The 17,848-nt window shown below is 47.1% G+C and carries 18 protein-coding genes and 1 riboswitch; of the genes, 13 read left to right on the forward strand and 5 right to left on the reverse strand.

The features are described from left to right. Positions 1-476 precede the first annotated feature (476 nt). Complete coding sequence (locus R7F67_RS02040; protein ID WP_318056825.1) at positions 477-1,001, reverse strand: DUF3087 domain-containing protein; 525 nt, start codon at positions 999-1,001, stop codon at positions 477-479. A 160-nt stretch (positions 1,002-1,161) separates the two neighbouring features. Here R7F67_RS02040 and trmY point away from each other — a divergent pair, with 160 nt between their 5' ends. After that, on the forward strand, positions 1,162-1,761 hold the full coding sequence (trmY, locus tag R7F67_RS02045; protein ID WP_017634347.1) for a tRNA (pseudouridine(54)-N(1))-methyltransferase TrmY: 600 nt from the start codon (positions 1,162-1,164) through the stop codon (positions 1,759-1,761). A gap of 77 nt (positions 1,762-1,838) precedes the next feature. On the opposite strand, the gene R7F67_RS02050 is transcribed toward trmY, so the two are convergent. Next, on the reverse strand, positions 1,839-3,182 hold the full coding sequence (locus tag R7F67_RS02050; protein WP_017820997.1) for a TldD/PmbA family protein: 1,344 nt from the start codon (positions 3,180-3,182) through the stop codon (positions 1,839-1,841). Beyond that, entirely contained in the window at positions 3,182-4,567 is a 1,386-nt protein-coding gene (locus R7F67_RS02055; protein ID WP_017820998.1) for a TldD/PmbA family protein, read from the reverse strand. The genes R7F67_RS02050 and R7F67_RS02055 overlap by 1 nt, the downstream gene beginning before the upstream one ends. Before the next feature lie 311 nt (positions 4,568-4,878). Further along, positions 4,879-4,986: riboswitch (TPP riboswitch) on the forward strand. A 97-nt stretch (positions 4,987-5,083) separates the two neighbouring features. On the opposite strand from R7F67_RS02055, the gene thiD reads away from it, so the two are divergent. The 8 genes from thiD to R7F67_RS02095 all read left to right on the forward strand — a co-directional run bounded on the left by thiD (position 5,084) and on the right by R7F67_RS02095 (position 11,619). Beyond that, positions 5,084-5,941 carry a bifunctional hydroxymethylpyrimidine kinase/phosphomethylpyrimidine kinase gene (gene thiD / locus R7F67_RS02060; RefSeq protein WP_005383329.1) on the forward strand — a complete coding sequence of 286 codons (858 nt, stop codon included), beginning with the start codon at positions 5,084-5,086 and terminating at the stop codon, positions 5,939-5,941. Then, entirely contained in the window at positions 5,931-6,686 is a 756-nt protein-coding gene (locus tag R7F67_RS02065; RefSeq protein WP_054575239.1) for an ABC transporter ATP-binding protein, read from the forward strand. The genes thiD and R7F67_RS02065 overlap by 11 nt, the downstream gene beginning before the upstream one ends. After that, positions 6,679-7,479 carry an ABC transporter permease gene (locus R7F67_RS02070; RefSeq protein ID WP_050918773.1) on the forward strand — a complete coding sequence of 267 codons (801 nt, stop codon included), beginning with the start codon at positions 6,679-6,681 and terminating at the stop codon, positions 7,477-7,479. Before R7F67_RS02065 ends, R7F67_RS02070 begins: the two co-directional genes overlap by 8 nt. A gap of 47 nt (positions 7,480-7,526) precedes the next feature. Beyond that, positions 7,527-8,477, forward strand: a complete 951-nt coding sequence (locus R7F67_RS02075) for an ABC transporter substrate-binding protein (RefSeq protein WP_020195161.1) — start codon at positions 7,527-7,529, stop codon at positions 8,475-8,477. 54 nt (positions 8,478-8,531) lie between these two features. Next, complete coding sequence (gene tenA / locus R7F67_RS02080; protein WP_054576481.1) at positions 8,532-9,200, forward strand: thiaminase II; 669 nt, start codon at positions 8,532-8,534, stop codon at positions 9,198-9,200. Between the two features lie 12 nt (positions 9,201-9,212). Next, positions 9,213-10,004, forward strand: coding sequence for a hydroxyethylthiazole kinase (gene thiM, locus R7F67_RS02085; protein ID WP_054576482.1), 792 nt, complete (start codon positions 9,213-9,215; stop codon positions 10,002-10,004). Positions 10,005-10,068: 64 nt separating this feature from the next. After that, entirely contained in the window at positions 10,069-10,683 is a 615-nt protein-coding gene (gene thiE / locus R7F67_RS02090) for a thiamine phosphate synthase (RefSeq protein ID WP_053304009.1), read from the forward strand. Positions 10,684-10,893: 210 nt separating this feature from the next. Next, positions 10,894-11,619, forward strand: coding sequence for a phosphatase PAP2 family protein (locus tag R7F67_RS02095; protein ID WP_025768774.1), 726 nt, complete (start codon positions 10,894-10,896; stop codon positions 11,617-11,619). Between the two features lie 69 nt (positions 11,620-11,688). On the opposite strand, the gene R7F67_RS02100 is transcribed toward R7F67_RS02095, so the two are convergent. Both R7F67_RS02100 and R7F67_RS02105 read right to left on the reverse strand, forming a co-directional pair. Then, a complete protein-coding gene (locus R7F67_RS02100; protein WP_054576484.1) occupies positions 11,689-14,136 on the reverse strand; it encodes a trimethylamine-N-oxide reductase 2 in 2,448 nt (815 codons plus the stop codon). Between the two features lie 22 nt (positions 14,137-14,158). After that, the gene (locus R7F67_RS02105; RefSeq protein ID WP_053304006.1) at positions 14,159-15,253 is read right to left on the reverse strand and encodes a NapC/NirT family cytochrome c; all 1,095 of its coding nucleotides are present in this window, start codon (positions 15,251-15,253) and stop codon (positions 14,159-14,161) included. Positions 15,254-15,523: 270 nt separating this feature from the next. Here R7F67_RS02105 and R7F67_RS02110 point away from each other — a divergent pair, with 270 nt between their 5' ends. The 4 genes from R7F67_RS02110 (at position 15,524) to R7F67_RS02125 (ending at position 17,839) form a co-directional block, all read left to right on the forward strand. Then, positions 15,524-16,039, forward strand: coding sequence for a GNAT family N-acetyltransferase (locus R7F67_RS02110; RefSeq protein WP_017634358.1), 516 nt, complete (start codon positions 15,524-15,526; stop codon positions 16,037-16,039). Positions 16,040-16,048: 9 nt separating this feature from the next. Continuing rightward, a complete protein-coding gene (locus R7F67_RS02115) occupies positions 16,049-16,780 on the forward strand; it encodes a glucose 1-dehydrogenase (protein WP_318056830.1) in 732 nt (243 codons plus the stop codon). Between the two features lies 1 nt (position 16,781). Beyond that, positions 16,782-17,252 carry a GNAT family N-acetyltransferase gene (locus R7F67_RS02120; protein ID WP_025768770.1) on the forward strand — a complete coding sequence of 157 codons (471 nt, stop codon included), beginning with the start codon at positions 16,782-16,784 and terminating at the stop codon, positions 17,250-17,252. 119 nt (positions 17,253-17,371) lie between these two features. After that, a complete protein-coding gene (locus tag R7F67_RS02125; RefSeq protein ID WP_149191650.1) occupies positions 17,372-17,839 on the forward strand; it encodes an HAD family hydrolase in 468 nt (155 codons plus the stop codon). Positions 17,840-17,848 lie beyond the last annotated feature (9 nt).

Raw genomic sequence — 17,848 nt, forward strand, 5'->3', positions numbered from 1 at the left:
CTTCAATTTAAGATTTTGTTCGGCTCAATGAATACTGAACATTACATAAGTAATGTTTGAATTGACTGTGCTGAATCTTTCGATTCAATGGTCACTTCGTTTCATTGAAACCTAATTTGATACCGAGGTATCTAATTGGATTATCATCAACGAGTGCCCACACAGATTGATAGGTCTATATTGTTAAAGAGCTTGCTTCGTAAGCTTTGCTATCGAAGCGGAGGCGTATTCTAAGGAATTAATTTTCAGTGTCAAACACTTTTTTAAATTAATTTTTAGAAGTTTTCTTTCGCCTTCTTGCCAACCGCTTTTGCGTTTCCGCTTTGCCCTGACAACGGAGGCGCATTATAGGGAGATGATTTTTCTTGGCAACCCCTTTTCAGAAAAAAAATCAAAAAAAAGCGTCGAATGATTAAATCTCACTCAAACGCTTATTTTTAGCACTCAGTTGTTAACTTCAAGTAGCAAATAGGCAATCAATATGTGTCTAGCCAAGACTCTTCAAAGCCTGTGATATCGAGACTCATTGATTGCGCCGCTTCGATTTGCTCGAGAGCCTCCAATTCTTTATTTACACTGCTCATCGTCAGTGTGTTGTTGTCTAGCTCAAACACCTGACTTTGAGTCGTATAGTAGAACTTAAGGATCGTCAGCGCTTTTACATCGCCATTGTTCGCGGCTGCTTTAATGCTTTTTAGTTTACGAAAGATCTTTTTGTGCAGCTGCTTGAGTTTCCAAACGTACAGCACTTCTTCCATGTATGGTCGAGTTTTAATTTGATTCAATAAAGAGAGGGAAGTTGCAACTGCGAGAACGACACCAATCAAATTCCAATGGAAATTGCCCGTTGATTGTTCTGGTACGACTTCAGTGTTGCCAAACAAAACAATCAACAAGGTACTAAAGGCAAGAGAGGAGATGGCGAGCAACGCAACAAAACCGCCAATCACAAGGTTTACTTTCTTTTTATAAATGTCTTTATTTATCTGTTTGATTTCCATATACCACTCCTAACAGGGTTGCCTCCTATTCTAACCAGCACACCCAGCTCCACAATCGAAGCTTTGTAAGTAAGTTCACATTTGCTATTAAACTCGCATCCCTTCCCTGCTTGGGTATATACTTCCGCGCATTCACTCTTCCTATATAGAGGCTAAATTCATGCGCTCTTTTGTTTTACGAGCTCGCGCGGCGCCAACCACCAGCAAAGCACTGTTAGAAGGTGTTGGTAATGAAGCGCATACAGAGATTCTTGCTCATACCATGATGAACACGATGTTCGTTGCTCAATCACACCGTGAAGATGTGGTTGTTCACTTGGTTTTAGAAAGCACAAAAGATTTCTCACGCACCATTACTATTCGCTCCAACGACATCACCAACATTGGCGGCTTCCATGAGTCAACCTTGATTGCAGCAGTGGCTCGCGCTTTGGATGCTTCGGTTGGTATGGGTAAAGAGCAACTTCGTGAAGTCGAACCTGGTATTACCGTTCGTACAGTGAGCTTTGAACGCCTAGTACAAGAACTGGCAGAAGATCACCAACTATATATGCTGGATAAGAAAGGCGAATTTGTTCGTGATGCAGAAATTGGTGAAAATCCATGTTTCTTGCTAACTGACCATATACCGATGCCGAAAAAGTCTTTTAACAGCTTAAAGCGCCTTGGCACAGAGAAGATCAGCTTAGGTCCTAAGATGCTTTTCGCTTCTCAGTGTGTAGTATTGATCCACAATGAGTTGGACATACGCGAATTCTAGTTATTCGCGCACACGTTGCTAGATAATGAAAGAGGACTCTATTGAGTCCTCTTTTTGTTTCTATAGTAATGCTAAGTTTACTTACCACCAATGCTCAAACGAGCAAAACGAACGTCTGGCGAGAAGAAAGTTCGGCTATCGTTAATTAGCTGAGTATCACCTACTGCCTCAACTTCTTGCAGCATATTGTAGAAGTTACCCGCTACCGTGATCCCACGAACTGGTTGAATGCGCTTACCATCACGGCACAAGAAACCACTCGCGCCAAATGAGAAATCACCACTCACTGCATCCGCACCAGAATGGACACCTTGAAGTTCGACTAACTCTAGGTACTCACCCGCTTTTACTTCTGACGCACTGCTGTTACCCGTCGCAATCACTTTGTGATTCGCTGATACGTCTAGGCTCGATTTTGCACCGCGAGCGGCACTTGCTGTCGAGACTGCGCCCAAGTAACTTGCGGTCTGGCTGTTGTGTAGCAAGGTTTTCAACTCACCATTAGCAATCATGACATTATCTTGAGTAGCGAAGCCTTCACTATCAAAACTCGCGATTGCCATACCATTTGGCATGTAAGCCGTATCAGTAAAGGTAATTAAATCACTCGCAACACGTTGACCAAGCTTGTCACCCAGTGGCGTAATGCCTTTCATCGCGCTTACGCCAGAGAAAGCACTGCCGAAAGCACCGAATAAACTTGCTAGCGCATTGATGTGGAAGATAGCAGGGTAGTTACCCGTCGCAACCGGTGCGCCTTCAAGAAGATCGCGAGCAAGGTTGTAGCCACCCTCGATACAGTAAGCTGGATTCAACTCATCAAAACGGCGACCCAGTGACATTCTACCCGCCATTGACTGTTTGCCGTCTTTTTCAAACAAGGTATACGCGTAACAAGTGAACGAGCGCTCGAAGTGTTGACACAATGTGCCTTGAGTATTGGCAATGATCAGTTGTGTTTCGCCATCGCTGTAACCATTGTAAGGTGCGCTAGAGGCGTGAGGCAGAGCCACTACGCCTTGCTCAAGAGCGAGAGACAGTTCGATTTTTTCGTCAACAGAAGTTGTATCTTCTTGCGCAATCTCAGCAACATCAGTCGCGATTTGGCTGTTCACGCAACTAATAGTCTGATGTTCATCTTGCTTGGAAAAGCGAGCGCTTTGCAGTGCGTTGGTCAGCATCAAATCCAAGCTTGGTTGCTCTAACGACTCAGAATAGCTTGTTGCAACACGCGCATCTTTCACAACACGAACACCCAGAACTTGGCTTGAGCTTACTTTGTACTCATCCAGCTTTCCTTGGTTCGCTTTCAAAGAAAAGCTACTGTTACGGTTTACAATGACGTCCGCTTCTGCACCTTGGCGTTTTGCTTCTGATAGGACGTAATCAACCGCATTAAGAAGTTGTTGTTCTTGGCTCATTAGTTACCGCCTCCTACCAGAATGTTATCTACTTTCAGCGTTGGCTGACCGACAGTTGTTGGTACTGAACCACTCACGGAACCACACATGCCCGGCGCAAGCGCCATGTCTTTGCCGACCATGCTGATTTCTTTCAACACTTTTGGACCCGTGCTGATCAGCGTTGCTGTTTTCAGAGGCTTGGTGATTTTGCCATTTTCAATGAGGTAGGCTTCACGAACAGCAAAGTTAAACTCCCCCGTACCCGGTTGAACAGAGCCACCGCCCATCTTCTTCGCATAGATACCACGTTCGATGCCTGCCAGCATGTCATTAAGTGAATGCTCGCCCTCTTCGATAAAGGTGTTACGCATGCGCGAGGTTGGTGCGAACTTGTAGTTTTGACGACGACCAGAACCCGTAGGCTCATAACCTGTCTTCATGCCACCCATTTTATCGACCATGAAGCTGGTTAGCTTACCGTCTTTGATCAGTTGAGTGCGCTGAGTCTTCATACCTTCATCATCAATGTGAATCGAGCCCCATTCGTTGGTCATGGTGCCATCATCGACTGCATTCACTGCGGTGTGAGCAACCATTTCGCCCATCTTGTCGTGGAAGACTGATGCTTTCTTCGCAACTGAAGTGGTTTCTAGCAAGTGACCACATGCTTCATGGAAGATAACGCCGCCAAAACCGTTACCAATCACCACCGGCATTTCACCCGATGGACAAGCATCCGCGCCAAGTTTTACTAACGCTTGCTGCGCGATAGTTTGACCTAGCTCTTTGGCATCAAGCTGTTCACTGAATTCCCAACCAGCAAGAGCGCCAGGACCTTCCATACCAGAAGACTGCTCATTACCTTTTTGCGCGACAGTGTTACCAGCAACACGAATGTAGTGGCGAGTATCGTCAACGTGTAGACCTTCTGAGTTGAAGATAGACACTTGTTGCTCGCGCTGAAGAACGCTGCCAATAAACTGGCTGATATGTTCACTCTCAGCACGTGCGGCTTGGTCAACTTTCAATAGAAACGCGATTTTTGAATCTAGGTTAGCATCCTTACCTAGCGGCATGCGGCAACCATGTTGGATTGGGTAGCGGTTCAAATTCAAAGAACCCGCTGACGCGATTTGCTCACGCTTGTCTTTTGCAGCAAGCAGCGAGGTTACGCGCTTTAGTTCGGCTTCATCTGTGCTGTTGGTGTAACCGTAAAGCACCTTATGACCGAAAAAAAGACGAATACCGATACCAAAATCGATACCCGAGTTAACCTTATCCACTTCACCAGATGCGATCTGGACAGTGTTGGTTTGGTGATGTTCAACGAATAGTTCAGCGAAATCAGCCCCCAAAAAGAGCGCATGATCGATCACTGACTTCGCTGTTACAGAATTAAGCATGAAGTCTCCTTGCTCGATGATCGTCTTAGCCTTCCTAATTAACTGTGAAAAAGTTCAACAAAGTTAAATTGGCAACACGTTAAATTTTAACAGTTTTTTAACCTTGTTTTGTGCTAATCCTTGCTTAACGAGACCACGATTATTTATTAAATATTCCAGGTTCTGCTCATTCACCAGAGCGTTGCACTAGTAAATTCCACCCAGCAAACCATTTAGGTGCTTACTTTATCACTCACCTCGCATAATTGAATACTCATTATAATTACGCTCAAAAAACGTATCCCTTCCGCAATGGTCCTGCTATCATCCGAACGAAATAGTCGGGGGGCCACACGACAAGTGTTGGCTGAGATCGAAATTCGAGACCCGTTGAACCTGATTCAGTTAGCACTGACGTAGGGAACTATGCACACTTTGCCTTTCGTCGCCCCTCTTAGGTAAGCGATAGCGATCGAAAAATCGATCTATCTGCAACGGTCAAAGTCAGTTCCTATACGTCTTGTAGTAGGAGCGACCATGACGCAGCAATCACAACCTCATTCACATCACACGCCAGCCTTGCCTACCCCTATCGTATTGACCATCGCGGGCTCAGACAGTGGTGGCGGTGCAGGTATTCAAGCCGACATCAAAGCGATGTCCGCAACCGGCAGTTTTGCTTGCTCGGTAATCACGGCGATTACTTCGCAAAATACCCAAGGCGTTTCTGCGATTTTCCCCATTCCTCTCGACCATGTAGAGAGCCAACTTGATGCAGTATTTACCGACCTCAACATCGTTGCAGTCAAAGTGGGCATGCTGGCAGATTCCAACATCATCAAAGTCGTTGCAGACAAAATTAAACAATACCAGCCAAAACACCTCGTGATTGACCCTGTGATGGTGGCCACCAGCGGCGATCTATTACTGGAACAGTCGGCAATCAGCACTTTAAAAGAAGAATTGATTCCGCTCGCAGACATCATTACCCCTAACCTACCCGAAGGCGCAGCATTGACGGGTAAGCCAATGCCTCAATCAGAATCTGAAATGAACGATATGATTACCGACCTTCGTGCGCTTGGCGCCAAAGCTATTCTGCTCAAAGGCGGTCACCTTGAAGAAAATGAAAACAGCAACGATCTGCTTATCATGCAAGACAGTGCCGAGTTAATTAGCGCCAAGCGATTTCCAACCAAAAACACTCATGGCACAGGCTGTACACTTTCTTCCGCCATTGCGTCTTATCTTGGCCAAGGCAACAATCTGCACAAAGCGGTGCACCTTGGTAAGCAGTACATCAGCCAAGCTATCGCGCACGCTGATGAACTGGATGTCGGTAAAGGTCACGGCCCTGTGAACCACTTTTTTGCGGGTCATACTTATGTTCGCTAACGCGATTGGCATTCAGCTTTCCGATGCTAGCCTGCGATACAAAGATAGCCAAACACCGACTTTAGCAGGAATGAACATGACCATTCCCGTCGGTAAATGGACGGTATTACTCGGACGAAGTGGCTGCGGGAAAACCACAATATTGCGTTACTTAGCTGGCCTACTGGATGACCAAGTTGACTGGCATGGCGAACTCATCACAACGGATGGCGCTGCACTGCATGACCGTATCGCTTACATGGCTCAGCAGGATTTATTGCTACCGTGGTTGAATGTGTTAGACAACGTCTGCCTCAGTTCTCGATTTTCTCAAGAGCAAGCACCAGAGCAAAATAGACAACGTGCACTGGCTTTACTAAACCAAGTAAAACTCGCCGATTACGCGGATGCTAAGCCAACTCAGCTCTCTGGCGGCATGAGACAACGTGTTGCCCTTGCTCGCACTCTGATGCAAGACAAGCCTCTGGTTCTGATGGATGAGCCTTTCTCTGCGTTGGACGCGGTTACTCGCCATAAGTTGCAGACCTTGTCTGCCGAATTACTGAAAGATAAGACGGTTGTTCTGATTACCCACGACCCACAAGAAGCGGTGCGATTAGCTCACCAACTCTATGTGTTGCAAGGCACGCCTGCGCAAGCTCAGCACTTGGTCGTTCCAGACTCCAAGCCGCCACGAGTTCTCGATGGAGAGTGCGCGGCGCTACAACAAGCGATTTTGGATCAACTGGAGAAAGACTATGAGTGATATGACTCAGTACAACTCCGTTTCGGCGCGCATTAGTAAAAAAGAACGCGTGACCCATCCGGCTCTGCGCTTGGTCATCAGTACTGCGGTGATCTTGGGATTGTGGCAGTTGGTTGTTGTGGTATTCGACATGCCAAGCTTCATCTTACCTTCACCAATTGAAGTGCTGGATAGATTGGTCACTCGTTACGATGTCCTGCTCAAACATACTTGGGTTACCGCGCAAGAGATTTTACTTGGCTTGGCGCTCGGATTATCAATGGGTTTGCTGTTCGCATTGCAAATGTTGATGTTCGAACCGCTGAAGCGTTGGTTACTGCCAATTCTGATTGCTAGCCAAGCGATCCCTGTGTTCGCTATCGCGCCAGTACTGATGCTTTGGCTGGGTTACGGCATTGCATCGAAAGTAGTCATGGCGGCGATCATCATCTTTTTCCCCGTCACGACATGTTGCTACGACGGTTTGCGCAATACACCAACAGGTTACCTCGACCTTGCCAAGACCATGGGCGCCTCTAAATGGCAGTTACTTCGTCATATTCAATTGCCAGCCGCACTACCAACTTTAGCTTCAGGTATTCGTGTTGCCGTCGTTATTGCGCCGATTGGAGCAGTGGTCGGTGAGTGGGTAGGTTCAAGTGAAGGCTTGGGTTATCTGATGCTCCAAGCCAACGCTCGCATGATCATTGATGAGATGTTTGCGGCGCTGTTTATCCTCGCCGTGCTGTCTATCGCACTCTACTTCATCACCGATAAATTATTGAAAAAAGCCATCCCTTGGGAAAGCAAGTAATTACAGAAAATAACCAAAGAAAATTGGGAAAGAAAAGGAAGAACCCCGTGAATAAAAACAAACTTATGAGCGCTGCTGCTCTACTCGCTTCAGTGGTATCAACCAACGTGCTTGCAGCTGAAAAAGAGATGACACTGATGTTGGATTGGTTCGTCAATCCAAACCATGGTCCTATCGTTATTGCCAAAGAGCGTGGTTACTTCAAAGAGCAAGGCTTGAAGGTCAACATTCAGGAGCCGGCAGATCCAAGCACGCCACCTAAGTTGGTCGCGGCGGGCAAGGTCGACATGGCGATTTCTTACCAACCAAGCCTGACCATCGATGTCGCGGCTGGTTTGCCACTAATCCGCTCTGCGACTTTGATTGCTACGCCACTCAACACGTTGATGGTGTTGGACAACGGTAAGAATGAAAACCTTGGCGACTTGAAAGGCAAGAAGATCGGTATTGCGATCGCAGGCAACGAAGAAGCAACAATCGGCACCATGTTAGCTCAAGAGAATGTGAAGTTTTCTGACGTACAAATCATCAACGTAGGTTGGGCGCTATCTTCGTCTCTTGCGTCTGGCAAGGTGGATGCGATTTGGGGTGGTCTACGTAACTTCGAAACCAACCAACTTGCACTAGAAGGTTATAAAGCTAAAGCCTTCTTCCCTGAAGAACACGGCGTGCCAGCGTATGACGAGTTAGTCTTCGTAGCCAATGCAAAAACCTACGACAAAGAAGCCATCAAGGCATTCAACAAAGCACTGGAGCAAGCGACCACTTACATCGTTAACCATCCAAAAGAATCTTGGAAAGAGTTTGTGGCTTATTCACCAGACACCCTCAACAACGAGCTTAACCAGCGCGCTTGGAATGACACACTAACTCGTTTCGCTCTTCGTCCATCCGCAGTAGATCTGAAACGCTACGATGATTACGCCGAATTCATGTATTCACAAAAAATCATCGAAACACTGCCAAAAGCGAAAGATTACGTACCGAGCTTTGACTAATTCTACTGACCTTAGGATCTAAGCCTAGGGTCTTTTGATAACGAGATACCCATTATGAAATACCAAGATTTGATCGACGCTTGCCACCAAGATTGGCAAGAATACACTGAGCATGCTTTCGTGCAGCAATTGGCGCAAGGCACTCTGGCTCAGCCTTGTTTTCTGCATTACCTAAAGCAGGATTTTCTTTTCCTAAAACAGTACGCACGAGCTTACGCATTAGCGATCTACAAAGCACGTACTTTGGATGACATGCGCCGTGCCCTACCAAGCGTACATGCATTGCTAGATTCTGAAATCGCCCACCACGTGACTTACTGTGAGCAATGGGGGCTGACGGAGTCTGACCTAGAAAACGAGCCAGAAGACTTCGGCACGGTAGCTTATACCCGTTACGTATTAGATGCTGGCATGACCGGCGATCTTGTTGATCTATACGCGGCACTTGCGCCATGCTCTATCGGTTATGCCGTAATCGGTAAGATGCTGATTGAAGACGAAAGCACTGTGCTCGAAGGTAACCCATACGCAAGTTGGATCAACCTCTACGGTGGTGAGGAATTCCAATCTGGTGTCGCAAAAGGTGCAGAACACTTTAATCAGTTATTGGCGGAAATCGATATCAATAGCCAGCGTGGTCAAAACCTGATTCAGGTATTCAAAACCGCAACGCGTATGGAAGTGGCATTCTGGCAACAAGGTCTGAACGCTCAGCAAGATTAATCGGAGAGTCTCATGTTAATTGAACAAATCACCCAAGCATTAACCGCAGTACGCCAGCAAAAGCCGTTAGTCGTCAACATCACTAACTACGTGGTGATGAACAACACGGCGAACGCTTTGCTAGCTATCGGTGCTTCGCCTATCATGGCGCATTCAAAGCAAGAAATGGCAGAAATGATGTCGTTTGCTGGCGCTTTGGTGATCAACATCGGCACCCTAGACAGCGTTTGGACGCCGCGCATGATCTACGCCGTCGAGAAAGCCAACTCGAACGGTAAAATCGTTGTGCTCGACCCTGTCGGTTGCGGCGCAAGTTCACTGCGCACCGAAACCTCGCGCGAAATCGCACGCCTTGCAGACAAACTCATCATCCGAGGTAACGCTTCAGAAATCATTGCACTCGCTGGCGAGCAAGCACAAAGCAAAGGCGTCGATGCATTAGACAGCAGCGATGCAGCACTTGGCGCAGCGAACTTCTTAGTCGCAGAGTATGGTGCAAGTGTGGTGATTTCTGGCGAGACTGATTACATCGTCACGAAAGAGCAGAATGTGCAGCTGAACAATGGTCACGAGATGATGCCATACGTAACCGGAATGGGCTGTACACTAACGGCACTGACGGGTGCTTTTGCTGCAGTTGGTGATAACACCGGACTTGCTGCTGCGGCGGTACTAGGCGTTGTTGGCGAGATTGCAGCGGAACAAGCTCGCGGCCCAGGTAGCCTGCAAATGAACCTGTTGGATGAGCTTTACCAGCTAGATGAAGAGACACTGGCAAAGCGCCTAAAACTGCAAGTGAGCTAAGCTTTTCTCTCTTTTAACACTAGCCTCTCAATCCTCTTTCAATGAGAGGCTTAAAGGAAACCCAATGAACGCCTATCGTTTATATTTGGTCACCGATGACCAACAAGATTTAGCCACACTAAAGCGTGTTGTGAGAAAAGCCGTGGAAGGTGGCGTGACTATGGTACAAGTCCGCGAAAAACACGGTGATGTGCGTGCGTTTATCGAACGTGCTCAAGCCGTCAAGACGATTCTTGAAGGCACTGGAGTCCCGTTAGTCATCAATGATCGTGTTGATGTTGCCCTTGCCGTCGATGCCGATGGTGTTCACCTCGGGCAGTCAGACATGCCAGCAGAGATCGCTCGTCAATTGATTGGCCCAAACAAGATTCTCGGCTTATCGATTGAGACTGAAGAGCAGCTGGCAGAAGTAAACTCTCTGCCGATTGATTACATCGGTTTGAGCGCTATCTTCGCGACGCCGACCAAAACCAACACCAAAAAACATTGGGGTATTGATGGTTTGAAAATGGCGTTAGAGACGACTTCACTGCCGATTGTTGCCATTGGCGGCATTAACGAAAGTAACATTCCACAGCTTAGCGCCACTGGTGTTCACGGCTTAGCTTTGGTTTCAGCGATTTGCCACGCAGAAGATCCAAAAGCCGCATCGGAATATTTATTAGGGTTGATGAGCTAACCTTGCTCACGCCTGAACAAAGCGCTTATGGATGAGCGCGTTTGCCTTTCAGTACTTTCAACAACCTCTCCTTTCACAACGAAGAGCTGCAATATCACTTTCACGCTCGAATTGACAGAGCGTTGATAAGTTTTTCACGCCAGATAACGTAAGATAAGCCCCTTATTTTCACGTGGTTGAATAACCCTCAATAAAAACAAAACGCTCTCAATGAAAACCAAAAAATATGGATTGATGATGCTCGCCTTGTTTGTTCTTGGCATCATCCCAATGTCGCTGTTTGGCTCTTATCACAATCTCACTTCACAGGTGCCTGAAAGTCTGGGTATTACTTTTACTTTGCTCACAGATTCTGCTGGTAGCAAAGGTTTTTTAATTACGTTAACACTGCTACTGCTTTCTTTATTTCGCTTTAAACCAAGTCGCATTGAGTGGATACAAAAACTCTCAATGTTAGGGTTGTTACTGGTGATTGGTTTTGCCAGCAAAACGGGGCTAAAACTGATGACAGAAAGCCCGCGTCCCTACGCCGAACTGCTTGCTGCAGAGCAATTGATTGAGCACCCAGAAGCGTTTTATCAGTTGGATACAAAGCAGCAAGCCAACGTAATTAACCAGATTTCTGAACACGTCAGTGATTGGCGAACGCGCCATTGGCAAGGCGAGAAAGACTATTCTTTCCCATCCGGCCATACGATTTTCGTTTCGATTTGTTTGGCTTTCTTTGGTGGTTTGTTCTTACAGAACAAGTGCTATATCTCTGCACTGTCATTGTGGATGTGGGGAATGAGCGTCGCATATAGCCGCTTATGGCTGGGCATGCATCGCCCTGAAGATTTAATAGGCTCGGTCTTGTTTGTCGCGATTGTATTTACTTTACTCCCGACATTTCAGATTAAGAAACAGATGCCGTTTGTTTCTCTCGCTTCGCGCTAATGTGAACGATGACTAGATAAAAAGAAGCCAGCGATTCGCTGGCTTCTTGCTTTCAATCGCTACTTTTTTCTAGCCATTTCTTGGTGGTTCAAACGCTGTTAGTTCTAATTCTGGGCCAGTGTATTTTTCAATACGAACCAGTGCCGAGTTCGCCGCACAGCCGTTTGCAAGTCGAGAGGTCGGAATATCCAACGTTAACACGTTACAACCGCCGTTCTTACAAATGCCGGTTTTCGGATCCAGATCCGGCCAGCCGCCTTCATGAATACACACTGAACCTTGCTTGATTCGGTCAGTCACTTCTGCACCAACCAATACTTGGCCACGGTTGTTAAACGCACGAACTAAATCGCCCGTTTTAATACCACGCGCTTTCGCATCTTCAGGGTGAATCCAAATAGGTTCACGGTTTGCAATTGCGTACTCTTCGCGAATCTTCGCGTAGTTAAACTGGCTGTGTAGACGATGCGCTGCGTGCGCGGTCATTAGCTGCAACTCGCCGTCTTTTGCATTGCCAGTGTACTCGGTTGGTGCCATCCACGTTGGGTGTGGAGGACAGTCTTCCAACTGATAACCTTCAATGGTTTTCGAGAAGATTTCGATCTTACCACTTGGTGTACCGAGTGGATTCATGATCGGGTCTTCACGGAAATCTGCGTAACGAACAAACTGTGCGTTCTTCTCGTTCCACTTCATCTCGATCAGTTGGTTATCTTCCCAGAACTTGCTGAAGTTCGGCATTGCTACGCGAGAGCCACGGCCACCTTGTTGCGCCGCCTTGTAGAAGCCGTACAGCCATTCCATTTCAGTTTTGCCTTCGGTGTATACGTCACGGCCACCCGGAGCTAGCATCTCGGCCATGTCCGCGAATACATCGAAGTCATTACGCGCTTCACCTTGCGGCTCAACCACTTGCTTCATTGGCACCAAGTGTTGGTTACTGTAGTCACCCGTCATCGTTAAGTCGTTACGCTCGAACGATGTGGTGATTGGCAGAACAATGTCCGCGTGCTTCGCAGCCGCCGTCCAGTAAGGCTCTGAAATCACGATCAGCTCAGGCTTTTGCCACGCTTTGATCAGACGGTTGGTGTCTTGGTGGTGAGTAAAGTTCGCACCACCTGCCCACCAAATCATCTTGATGTCCGGGAACGTCAGTTCATGACCGTTATGATGGTAGGATTGACCTGGGTTTTCCAACGCCTCGACAATACGCGCCACAGGGAAGCTTTGCACCGCGCCAGACACCGCCCAGTCGTTCCCCGCAGAAGAGCCGCCACCCAGCGATGCCGAAATCGCAGGAAGTACGCCAGCATCACGAGCAGGGTTACCACCGTTTGAGTAGTGGTAAGAGAAACCAAAACCACCGCCCGGTAAACCGATTTGACCCAACATTGTTGCCAGTGTAACCAGCATCCAGTGACGCTGCTCACCGTATTGTTGGCGCTGCATGCCCCAACCCGCCATCAGCATGGTGCGGTTTTTACTGAAGATGTCAGCCAGTAGCTCAAGTTGCTTCGCAGGTACGCCACAGATTTGTGATGCCCATTCTGCTGATTTTTCTACGCCGTCTTCTTCGCCCATCAGGTACGCTTCAAACTTGTCGTAACCTGCGGTGTATTTATCGAGGAAGGCTTTATCGTGCTTACCTTGTTTCACCAAGGTGTGTGCGATACCCATCATCATTGCCACGTCGGTCATTGGGTGAGGAGCAATCCACTCCGCATTCTCACCAAAGAACTCGATGGTTTCAGAACGAATAGGGTCAATAGCGATAACCGTCTTGCCTGACTTTTTCAACTGATGGAAGAACTCAAGACCAGCACAGTCTGTTGAGCTCCACGCGATTTTTAGAGTGTTGATCGGGTTTAAGCCCCAAAGCACAACCACATCGCTGTACTCTAGTACCACTGGGTACGTGGTTTGCTGCTCGTATACTTCGATAGAGCCCACAACGTGCGGCATGATGACCTGCGCAGCACCCGTTGAGTAGTCACCCAAGTGGCCTGAATAGCCACCCGCCATGCTCATGTAACGTTGCAGCAAGGTTTGTGCTTTGTGCAGCACGCCACTTGAACGCCAGCCGTAAGAACCAGCAAACACAGAAGCCGGGCCATATTCTTTACGAATGCGCATGTGCTGCTCGTGTATCAGCTTGTAAGCTTCATCCCAAGACACCCGTACAAATTCATCGCTGCCACGAACTCCTTCGGGAGCTGATGGGTTTGCCAAGTAACCTTTGCGAACCATTGGGTACTTAACACGCGCTTTAGTGTGCACTTGGTCAGGACCGGTGCTTTGTAGGCTGTTTGGTACCGTTTGTGGCAATGCGTTCGTGGTTGAAACCAGCTTACCGTCTTGCACTTCACACAGCATTGGGCCCATGCGGCCCGCTGTCAAAATGCCCTTGCCACGCTGGTTTGAAGACGCAACAGACATAGGTGCAAATGAAGTGAATGCCATTGCACCAGCCGCCATACCAGTGCCTTTTAGAAATCCGCGACGGGTCATATTAGTCATAATCTTATCCTTCTATTTATCGTTAGTGACCAACCACATCTTTCGCGTGGTGCTGGAAGAACTTGGTTAGAATTTCTAGGTTCTCGGCTGAAATATCAGTTCGATCACCCATACTTTTCGCTACCGGTCCCCATGCATTCACTGTGAAGTGATTTGAAGGAATTTTCGCGTGACAAGTTGCACAGTAAACGTTGTCCAACTCTTCTGCGTATGACCATACTGGTTCAAGCGTGTCAACAACTGGAGAATCAATAGCGCCAGTTAGAGAAACCGCGCGCCATTCGTTGCCGTAAACATCTGCCTCAAATTCACCAGTTTCAAGCGCTTGTTGGCCTTGCTCTGTTAGCGTTGCTACGATGGCACGTTGACCTTCTCCCATGTAAAGCACTTGCTCTGCGCCTTTCATTTGGAATGCGTTCAACTTAACAGTGCGGTTGTCGCCTTCAGAGCTGATTACTTCCAACTTCGTCGTTGGGTTAATTTTACCCATCTCACCCATTGCGATTTCAGTCACAGGGTAAACGACTTTGGCACCAGGTGATGTTTTTGTGGTGAAGCTCATCAACGTTTCAAATGCCTTGCTGTCTAGCTCTGCTTCTGGTGCAAAGTGCGCCACACCTTTATGACAATCGATACACGTTTGATCGTTTGCTTTCGCGTAAGCGTGCATCTTCGCCGCATCACGTGATTGCTCAAACTCTTCCATTGCATCGAAATCATGACACGAACGACACGTCGCTGAATCATTTTCACGGAACTGAGCCCATACCGTTTCAGCCATATCTTTACGATGTGCTTCATATTTCTCTGGCGTGTCGATCTTACCTGTCACAAATTCATGGTAGATATCTTTCGACGCGCGAATTTTGGTGATCAGGTAATCCATTGGTTCTTGAGGAATATGACAGTCAGAACATTCCGCGCGAATGCCTTTCGCATTACTGAAGTGCACTGAGCCTTGGTACTCTTTGTAAGGGGTTTCCATAGAGTGGCACGAGAGACAAAATTCAGTATCTGAGGTGTAATGCATTACTACCGCACTCCCCCCCAAAGTTAACCAGCCCACACCAATGCCGGCAGCAACCAGCAGTGCAACATATCGTTTTTTTATTGACATAATTAGCAACACTTCCAAATAAAATGTAATTATAGGTCGCAAATTACTACTTTATGGGTAGTCCTCTCTTGATCCACATCATTTCCGTGTTGCTCTGTATGCCTCAAGTATGAAATTTTGTTATTTGCATCTCAAAGATGAATATATGGCAATAATCCATTACCCAGCCAACTATTCACCACATAAATCACTTTTATGAATGCAACTATTTGATTAAACAGATAAGAGGATGAGAGACTGAATCTCCACATTGATGCAGTAAGGACACGCATGTCAGTTTATATCGAGACGCACAGAAGCCAATTAAGACCCATCAAAGCCAGTGACTGGGAACTCTTTCAACGATTACTCTCCGAACAAGAGGTTATTGCGCTCTGTTTCGATCGTCCCAGCGAAACAGAAATAAGAGAAAAATTTGCTTCGCGATTATTACCATGGACCCCAAATTGCCAGCATTGGCTTTGCCTTGTAATACTCGATAAGCAATCTGAACAACCCATCGGCATCACTGGCTTTGCTATTGAAAACGGTAAGGCAGAGGTAGGTTACTTACTTTTGCCGGAATTTCATGGCCAACAGTTTGGAACAGAAACTCTTCAAGCGCTTCTATACTGGGCAACCTCGACACATAACATCAACCACTTTTCCGCGACGGTCACTGAAGGCAATATTGCGTCAGAACGTGTCCTGATAAAATGTGGTTTCGAACTCATTGAGGTCATTCCAGACGCATACCAAATTGGTGGCAAACCCTACGCCGATAAAATCTACTCACTACAAAAATAAGGACGTATTTTGAATAAAGTAGTCATCATTACCGGCGCAAGCCGAGGCATTGGAGCCGCAACGGCGAAAAAGCTGGCCGAGCAAGGCTATCGCGTTTGCGTTAATTACCGCACTCAGCAAGAGGCCGCCGACCAAGTTGTGGCAGAAATACAAGCAAACGGTGGCAAAGCGATTGCCATCGCCGCAGACGTAGCCGATGAGAAGCAAGTGCTCTCCTTGTTTGATGAAACAGAACGTGAATTTGGTGCAGTGACGCACTTGGTCAACAACGTTGGCATCCTATTTACTCAATCGCCTTTGTCAGAAATCAGCTTGGAACGCTTTCAGAAAGTAATGAACACCAATGTGAATAGCTGTTTTCTCTGCTGTCGAGAAGCGGCGAAGCGATTCAGTGCAGGCGGTGCAATTGTGAATGTCTCCTCTGGAGCGTCGCGCTCAGGCGCGCCATTTGAGTATGTCGATTACGCCACATCAAAAGGCGCGATGGATACCTTAACTAAAGGGCTCTCGCTAGAGTTGGCAGAGCGCAATATTCGCGTCAATGGCGTTCGACCTGGTTTCATTTACACTGATATGCATGCCGACGGCGGAGAACCAAACCGAGTAGATAGACTCAGCCCTCAAATTCCTCTTAAACGCGGTGGCACGGTAGAAGAAGTGGCAAATGCGATCGCTTGGCTATTAAGTGACGAAGCCTCTTATATCACAGGATCATTTATCGATATTGCAGGGGGCAGATAGAATGCAAGTCCATATCCGACAAGCGATTCCCGATGATTTAGACGAAATTTTTCAGCTTAATTTTCAAATTAATTCACTGCATTTTGCGAATGCGCCAGAAGCCTTTGTTGCGCCATCAGAAGCTGACCGTGAATTTCTTGCACAAGCACTAGAGAACAAAGAGCGACTCTTTTTGATTGCCGAACGCGAACAGCAAATTCTCGGCTTCTTAACCGCGATGATCACCCAAAACGACACCGTCAGTTTTCTGATCAAAGACCCAATTTGTCGCGTGGGAACAATTGTTGTCGATGAAGCGCAAAAGCAGCAAGGAATCGGCCGCCAACTGCTCCTAGCCTGTGAGCAATGGGCGCGCGACGCCAATGCCACACAAATTCGATTGGAAGTGATGGAATTCAATCAGCCAGCACAGCGCTTTTACGATAATCAAGGTTTTAAAACTAACTCACGCATTATGCTGAAACATTTGTAACGATAACGACAATTAAGCGCTTTTCACGACTAAACCCACCTAAATCGCATTTATCGATGCAATTTACCCCCCTGATTTTAGAAAAAGACGATATGATGTGCGGATAAGGAGATTCGAACATGATTTATCTTTTCGATTGGGGGAACACCTTGATGGTAGATTTCCCTCACGCACAAGGAAAAATGTGCGATTGGGAACACGTAGAAGCAGTTCCTCAAGCCAGAAAAACACTGGCAATACTTTCCCAAAATCATCCCATCTACATTGCGACCAGTGCATCTGATTCCAACATGGAAGAGGTTCAGCGTGCATTTGTTCGCGTCGACTTAGACCAATACTTAAATGGCTATTTTTGTTTTGCCAACCTCGGCATCGCTAAAAACCAACCTGAGTTTTATCTCGCCATCGCAAAACAGTTAGGGGTTAACGTGAGTGGAATAACCATGGTTGGCGATTTACCTCACAAAGATATTTACCCTGCGATGAAAGCGGGCGTAAACACAATTTGGTTTAACCCAACGGGCGCTGATGCACCAGCCGAAGCCATTCCTAACCAAATTCGTTGTTTATCTGAGCTTATCCCCTAACCGTTACTA

The sequence above is a fragment of the Vibrio sp. YT-17 genome, from assembly GCF_033337375.1.
Lineage (GTDB): Bacteria > Pseudomonadota > Gammaproteobacteria > Enterobacterales > Vibrionaceae > Vibrio > Vibrio alginolyticus.